Origin of the sequence: Bacillus cereus, from assembly GCF_007678085.1 — a bacterium.
In the GTDB taxonomy this organism is placed as follows: Bacteria; Bacillota; Bacilli; order Bacillales; family Bacillaceae_G; genus Bacillus_A; species Bacillus_A cereus_BE.
This window is the reverse complement of the sequence record NZ_VEDW01000008.1, coordinates 92,014-98,660: the sequence shown is the minus strand read 5'-3', so window position 1 is coordinate 98,660 and position 6,647 is coordinate 92,014. Positions and strand designations below refer to the sequence as shown.

The window sequence follows — 6,647 nt, the reverse complement described above, 5'->3', positions numbered from 1 at the left end:
AAAGTTAGTTTGTCTAGCATCTAAAAATAAAAATTGACGTTTCACGTTGTTTGTTTCGTTCAGTTTTCAAAGAACTAAAAGCGGGTGAAGAGAATCGAACTCTCGACCAGAGCTTGGAAGGCTCTTGTTTTACCACTAAACTACACCCGCGTGGTCGGGAAGACAGGATTTGAACCTGCGACCCCCTGGTCCCAAACCAGGTGCTCTACCAAGCTGAGCCACTTCCCGTTATGGCGCGCCCGAGAGGAGTCGAACCCCTAACCTCTTGATCCGTAGTCAAACGCTCTATCCAATTGAGCTACGGGCGCTTATTCATGATGTTTTTTCGTCGTTGTATTTTGGCGACTCAATTATCTTATCATACTACATTTTCAAATGCAAGTACTTTTTAAAAGATTTTTTTGATGCGGCCGAGAGGACTTGAACCTCCACGGGGTTTCCCCCACTAGGCCCTCAACCTAGCGCGTCTGCCGTTCCGCCACGACCGCGCGGAAAAAACAAAAGTGAGCCATGAAGGATTCGAACCTTCGACCCTCTGATTAAAAGTCAGATGCTCTACCAACTGAGCTAATGGCTCGTAAATGGCTGGGCTAGCTGGATTCGAACCAGCGCATGACGGAGTCAAAGTCCGTTGCCTTACCGCTTGGCTATAGCCCATCGTAATGTTTATCTTCTTTTCAAAGACAAATGTTATTGTAACATAATGTCCAATAAAAAACAACTGCCAAGTAGCAGAAGTTAAAATGGCGGTCCCGACCGGGGTCGAACCGGCGATCTCCTGCGTGACAGGCAGGCATGTTAACCACTACACCACGGGACCATTTGGTTGCGGGGACAGGATTTGAACCTGCGACCTTCGGGTTATGAGCCCGACGAGCTACCGTGCTGCTCCACCCCGCGATGATACTATTTATATAATTTATATGGTGGAGGATGACGGGATCGAACCGCCGACCCCCTGCTTGTAAGGCAGGTGCTCTCCCAGCTGAGCTAATCCTCCGAAGTGGTGACCCGTACGGGATTCGAACCCGTGTTACCGCCGTGAAAGGGCGGTGTCTTAACCACTTGACCAACGGGCCAGTATGTATGGCAGAGAAGAAGGGATTCGAACCCTCGCACCGCGTTAGCGATCTACTCCCTTAGCAGGGGAGCCCCTTGAGCCACTTGGGTACTTCTCTGTATGGCTCCGCAGGTAGGACTCGAACCTACGACCGATCGGTTAACAGCCGATAGCTCTACCACTGAGCTACTGCGGAATAATAAAGACAATTTGTATCTTACAAAATTTCTCATCGTAAGTCAAGAAGTTTTTTCACAACATCTTGTACAAACGTGACATGTTTATAATATACTGGATTGCGTTTTTACTGTCAAGATGTTTTCTTTATCAGGTTTAGTTTCCCTTTACACTTTCCGCAGACATATCTTTTTGTATTTATTTGACGTCTTCTTACATATTGAAGCAAACAGCCCATACATTCATACGTATAAACCTTTTTTTCTTTCTCTTCATTTATCATTCGTTTACAAAAGCGCGGTGCATCAACTACCTTTAACAATTCACGAAAATCCCTATCCCGATGCTTATAGCCTCTTCCTGCAATATGTAAGTGATAATGACAAAGCTCATGTTTAATAATTCCAACTAACTCTTCTTTCCCATACATTTCGTAATATCGATAATTCAGTTCAATATTGTGTGTATTCAATAGATAGCGTCCACCAGTTGTACGCAGCCTACTATTGAACATAGCTTTATGTAAAAATGATATTCCGAAGTATTGTAGTGATACTTCTTCCACCAGACGCTGTATTTCTTGCTCATCCACTCTCATTCCTCCTAAACAAAAAAATATTTTTACACTTTTCTCTTCCCTTATACATATATTAAATAGTACATATACCCATCCTCATTCAAGAAGCGTGGTTTCTAAAAACATAGCATGAATAGAAATCCACTCACCAACCTCTCATCAATAGTACCTTACATTTTTGAGAGCAGGATTAAACAAGGAGGGATTCCTATGCCTACGTGGCTAAAAAAACAAATGCAACGCGCATATTTTGAAAAAAACCGGTATCAAATCAAATTACTAAATGAATGCTGGTTTTATTATAGCAAAATACATCAAAGCTCATAATCCATTACACATTTTATCCCATAAAAAAAGAGCAGTTTCATCTGCTCTCTTCTCTTACTATTCAATCGGCAACATGGATAGTGCAACGCGACCTTTTTTCGTATCAATCTCATCTACCCATACCTTGACGATTTGTCCGACAGATACAATATCTAAAGGATGCTTCACGTACTGTTTGCTTAGTTTAGAAATATGTACTAAACCATCTTGTTTTACACCTACATCAACAAAAGCACCAAAATCAACAACGTTACGAACTGTCCCTTCCAGTTCCATACCACGTTTTAAATCTTCTAATTTCAAAATCCCTTTTTTCAGAAGCGGTTTAGGCAACTCATCCCTCATGTCTCGCTCTGGACTAATGAGTGCATCTATAATATCAACTAACGTTGGCTCCCCAACTCCCGTTTCTTCCGATAACTTAGAAATCTCTACTTCTTCTAGGCTCTTTTGCAACTGCGGTTGCCCTACGTCACCTTTTGATAATCCTAGACTCTTCAATAACAATTCAACATTTTTATATTGTTCTGGATGAATACCCGTTCTGTCTAACGGATTTGCCCCCTCTAATATACGTAAGAAACCTATACATTGTTCATATGTCTTGGCACCTAGACGCGGTATTTTCTTTAAGTCTGTTCGTTTTGTAAATTTCCCTTCTTCTTCACGCTTTGCCACAATATTTTTCGCAACAGTTTTCGATAAACCCGAAACATATTGCAATAAAGCAACTGAAGCTGTATTTACATTCACACCGACTTGGTTAACTGCCGTCTCTACTACAAACGTTAATGATTCATTCAATCTCTTTTGAGATACATCATGTTGATATTGTCCAACCCCAACTGATTTAGGGTCAATCTTTACCAGTTCAGCAAGTGGATCTTGCAGACGTCTGCCGATAGAAACAGCACTTCTTTCTTCAACCTGCAAATCCGGGAATTCCTCACGCGCTAAATCAGAGGCCGAATACACACTCGCACCAGCTTCATTCACTATAATATAGAAGACTTCTCGTTTCACACTTTGTAATACATCAACTATAAATTCTTCCGATTCTCTAGAAGCTGTACCATTCCCAATCGCAATCATTTCAACTTGATATTTATCTATAATAGAAAGAACTTTCGTTTTTGCATCTTCATATTTACGCACTGGTGGATGCGGATAAATAACATCGATATATAGAACTTTTCCCGTATCGTCTACAATGGCTAATTTACAACCCGTTCTATATGCCGGGTCTACAGCTAACACAACCTTTCCTTTCATTGGAGGTTGTAATAACAAATTACGTAAGTTCTCAGAGAAAATATGTATCGCTTGTTCCTCAGCTGTTTCTGTTAATTCTTTTCGAATCTCTCTTTCAATAGAGGATTGAATTAATCGTTTATAACCATCCTCAATTGCTAACTTTACATAATGTGCACTTTTCGAATCGTTATCACGAATTACTTTCTTATATAAGAAAGTTACTATCTCATCTACTGGTGGAACAACAGAAACTCTCAATATATCTTCTTTCTCACCACGATTCATCGCTAATACACGATGCGGCACTACTTTCTGCAACGGTTCTTCATAACTGTAATACATTTCATATATATTCTTTTCATCTTTCTCTTCATCTTTTACGGACGAAGACATAACACCTTTTCTAAAAGTAACATTCCGAATCCAACTACGATACGCCGCTTCATCTGAAATGATTTCTGCAATAATGTCTTGGGCACCTTGTAACGCTTCTTCTGCAGATTGCACTTCTTTCTCTGCGTTAATAAACTCCACTGCCTTCTGATTTGGATCTTCTTTCTTATATAACAATAACCATTCAGCTAACGGCTCTAGTCCTTTTTCTTTTGCAATCGTTGCTTTCGTTCTTCTTTTCTCTTTATATGGACGATATAAATCTTCTACTTCTTGCAACTTTGCAGCTTTAACAATTTGCTGACGTAACTCTCCTGTCAGTTTCCCCTTCTCATCAATAAGACGAAGAACCTCTTCTTTCCTATCTTCAAGTTGCATCATATATTGCCATCTCTCTAAAATTGTACGAATTTGCACTTCATCTAAAGAGCCTGTCCATTCTTTTCGGTAACGAGCAATAAATGGAACTGTGTTACCTTCTTCTGTTAATTGAATAACATGACGAACTTGCTTTTCGGTAAAGCCTAATTCCTTCACTAACATTTTCATTAACGCTTGTCGATTATCTACCATTTCCATATACAACCGTAACCTCCTCTATAATAAAAAAAAGTTGCCCTGTAAAGAGAGCAACTTAAACTGCCGATTTAAAAATCTATTAGTCCTAAACTAATTTGTAGCGCTTCATCTACACGAATCATCATCACTTCATCTAAGTGAGTGATTTTGTCCGTTAAGCGCTGCTTATCGATTGTTCGAATCTGCTCAAGTAAAATAACAGAATCTCTCTCAAAACCGTACTTTTTCGCATCAATTTCCACATGAGTGGGTAATTTAGCTTTTTGAATCTGTGCAGTAATAGCCGCTACAATCACCGTTGGACTAAAACGATTTCCGATGTCATTTTGAATGACAAGAACCGGACGAACGCCTCCTTGCTCAGAACCAACAACTGGGGAAAGGTCTGCAAAATACACGTCGCCGCGTTTTACAATCAAAATATTACCCCCCGCTAACTAAGCGTTCTACTGTATGAGCTGCTTCATACTCTGCTAAGAAAGCTTCAGATGCAATACCAAGATTAATTTTTCCCATTTCAATGTACCCACGTCGCATTGATTCATGTTGGTAGCGTTTCTTCGTCTTATGTTGACGCAATAACAGTTGTGTTGCCTGGCAAATTAGTTCATGGCGATTCTTATTCTCTTGTTTTCCAATTCCGTCCAATTCCGTTACCATTTGCTTTGGCAACCGAACCACGATTTCAGTAGTTACACTTGATTCGGACACAAAAATACACCTCCACCGTCAACTACACACCCAAATATATATATGACACCTATTGTAATAATACCATTGTATGGAGCCTGTTGCAAAGACTTCCTTATTCCTTGCTTATGTTTTCCAATTCACAAACAAAACATTCATATTCTTTTATTTTTTATCTCATTACAAACAAGAAGCGAAAAAGTTTCACCGCAAAATTCATGTTAAAAGTAAATATAAGTACAAAGCTTCTCATCAAAAACGAGCTTATTCTTAAACAATGAACAGTCCTCTCAAATGACAAGAAGCAAAACATACTACCTTCTATATATTATTCAAATAATTAATTACCTCTACAACCTTGCCATGCCGTATAAATATTCTCGGCACACGGAAGCTTATCGTTGCAATAATTTCATAATTAATGGTCCCGGAATATTCAGCAACCTCAGTAGCACTAATATACTCATCACCTTGTCTTCCAATGAGTGTGACTTTCGTACCAAGCGGCACTTCACAAGGAAGGTGTATCATGAATTGATCCATTGTTACTCGACCTACAATCGGTACCCTTTTACCATTTATAAGCACTTCAAATCCTTGTAATCTTCTAAGCCATCCATCTGCATATCCAATTGCAACGGTTGCAATCCATTCTTCCGTTTTCGTCCGATAAGTGACGTTATAGCTAATTCCATCCCCTTTAATCACCTGTTTAATATGAGCAACTTTCGTATGCAATGATAGCGCTGGTTCTAATTTAAACGGTAAAAAAGGACGTATTTCTACAGACGGGGATAACCCATACATTGCAATGCCAATTCGTACTGCATTAAATGTAATCCCTTGAAAACGTAGCGTTGCAGCACTATTAGCTGTATGGACAAACTTAGGATCCACTCCGAACTCTTTCAACCAACTTAACTGCTGCAAAAATGTGTTATATTGCTTATCAAAGTAAGAAGTCTCCACCTCATCCGCTGTTGCAAAATGTGTATAAACTCCTTCTAATTCTAAAAATGGTGCACCTTTTACACTCTTTAAAAACCCTTTTAATTCTTTGCGTTCGCGTATTCCAATTCTCCCCATACCACTATCGAAATTAATATGGTATTTCATTGTAGATGAACCATCCCAAAGTTTGATTGCTTCATCCACCCATTCTTTTTGAAAAACCGTTAACGCTACATCATTTTCAGCAGCTACATTGACATCACGAGGCGGGGAAGGACCTAACACTAAAATCGGCACAGTAATACCAGCCCTTCGAAGCACTAAAGCTTCATCTAAAAAGGCAACTGCTAACCTTGTCGCCCCTGCTTCTAATGCCGTTTTAGCTACCGGTACATAATCGTGTCCATATGCATTCGCTTTAACTACAGCAAAAATCTCTACATCACTTGGAATGAAATTTTTAATATGTGTAATATTGTTATAGATCGCATCTAAATCCACTTCCACCCAAGTGTCACGGTAAAATGGTGATTCTTCCATAAATACACTTCCTTATACACGATATGCGAAGCTTATTCTTTTATATGCTTCTTTTATGAAATCCACCCTTCAAACTAAGAAAAGACGTGGTGCACATAT

6 protein-coding genes and 12 tRNA genes are annotated in these 6,647 nt (G+C 39.4%); 1 reads left to right on the top strand and 17 read right to left on the bottom strand.

What is annotated here, in order from left to right; translation table 11 throughout:
- Positions 1-79: 79 nt before the first annotated feature.
- The 13 genes from FS742_RS25695 to FS742_RS25635 form a co-directional block, all read right to left on the bottom strand.
- Positions 80-150 (bottom strand) — tRNA-Gly (locus FS742_RS25695).
- 1 nt (position 151) lies between these two features.
- Positions 152-228: transfer RNA gene (locus tag FS742_RS25690), tRNA-Pro, on the bottom strand.
- Between the two features lie 3 nt (positions 229-231).
- A tRNA-Arg gene (locus FS742_RS25685) sits at positions 232-308 on the bottom strand.
- A 97-nt stretch (positions 309-405) separates the two neighbouring features.
- A tRNA-Leu gene (locus FS742_RS25680) sits at positions 406-488 on the bottom strand.
- 16 nt (positions 489-504) lie between these two features.
- Positions 505-577, bottom strand: a tRNA-Lys gene (locus FS742_RS25675).
- Positions 578-582: 5 nt separating this feature from the next.
- Positions 583-657: transfer RNA gene (locus FS742_RS25670), tRNA-Gln, on the bottom strand.
- Positions 658-744: 87 nt separating this feature from the next.
- Positions 745-820: transfer RNA gene (locus FS742_RS25665), tRNA-Asp, on the bottom strand.
- Positions 821-823: 3 nt separating this feature from the next.
- Positions 824-900, bottom strand: a tRNA-Met gene (locus FS742_RS25660).
- A gap of 24 nt (positions 901-924) precedes the next feature.
- Positions 925-1,000, bottom strand: a tRNA-Val gene (locus FS742_RS25655).
- 4 nt (positions 1,001-1,004) lie between these two features.
- A tRNA-Glu gene (locus FS742_RS25650) sits at positions 1,005-1,079 on the bottom strand.
- An 8-nt stretch (positions 1,080-1,087) separates the two neighbouring features.
- Positions 1,088-1,178: transfer RNA gene (locus tag FS742_RS25645), tRNA-Ser, on the bottom strand.
- Positions 1,179-1,181: 3 nt separating this feature from the next.
- A tRNA-Asn gene (locus FS742_RS25640) sits at positions 1,182-1,256 on the bottom strand.
- A 114-nt stretch (positions 1,257-1,370) separates the two neighbouring features.
- Positions 1,371-1,829 carry a SprT family protein gene (locus FS742_RS25635; RefSeq protein ID WP_144616189.1) on the bottom strand — a complete coding sequence of 153 codons (459 nt, stop codon included), beginning with the start codon at positions 1,827-1,829 and terminating at the stop codon, positions 1,371-1,373.
- Between the two features lie 195 nt (positions 1,830-2,024).
- On the opposite strand from FS742_RS25635, the gene cmpA reads away from it, so the two are divergent.
- Positions 2,025-2,141: a cortex morphogenetic protein CmpA gene (gene cmpA, locus FS742_RS25630; protein ID WP_001143642.1), complete on the top strand. Its 117-nt coding sequence runs from the start codon at positions 2,025-2,027 to the stop codon at positions 2,139-2,141.
- A gap of 57 nt (positions 2,142-2,198) precedes the next feature.
- Here cmpA and FS742_RS25625 read toward each other — a convergent pair whose 3' ends face one another.
- The 4 genes from FS742_RS25625 to alr form a co-directional block, all read right to left on the bottom strand.
- The gene (locus tag FS742_RS25625; protein ID WP_144616187.1) at positions 2,199-4,367 is read right to left on the bottom strand and encodes a Tex family protein; all 2,169 of its coding nucleotides are present in this window, start codon (positions 4,365-4,367) and stop codon (positions 2,199-2,201) included.
- A 68-nt stretch (positions 4,368-4,435) separates the two neighbouring features.
- Positions 4,436-4,786: a type II toxin-antitoxin system endoribonuclease NdoA gene (gene ndoA / locus FS742_RS25620; protein ID WP_000635963.1), complete on the bottom strand. Its 351-nt coding sequence runs from the start codon at positions 4,784-4,786 to the stop codon at positions 4,436-4,438.
- 4 nt (positions 4,787-4,790) lie between these two features.
- On the bottom strand, positions 4,791-5,078 hold the full coding sequence (locus FS742_RS25615) for an antitoxin EndoAI (RefSeq protein WP_000004570.1): 288 nt from the start codon (positions 5,076-5,078) through the stop codon (positions 4,791-4,793).
- 300 nt (positions 5,079-5,378) lie between these two features.
- Positions 5,379-6,548 (bottom strand): alanine racemase, encoded by a 1,170-nt coding sequence (alr, locus tag FS742_RS25605; protein WP_144616184.1) that lies wholly within the window; start codon positions 6,546-6,548, stop codon positions 5,379-5,381.
- Positions 6,549-6,647 lie beyond the last annotated feature (99 nt).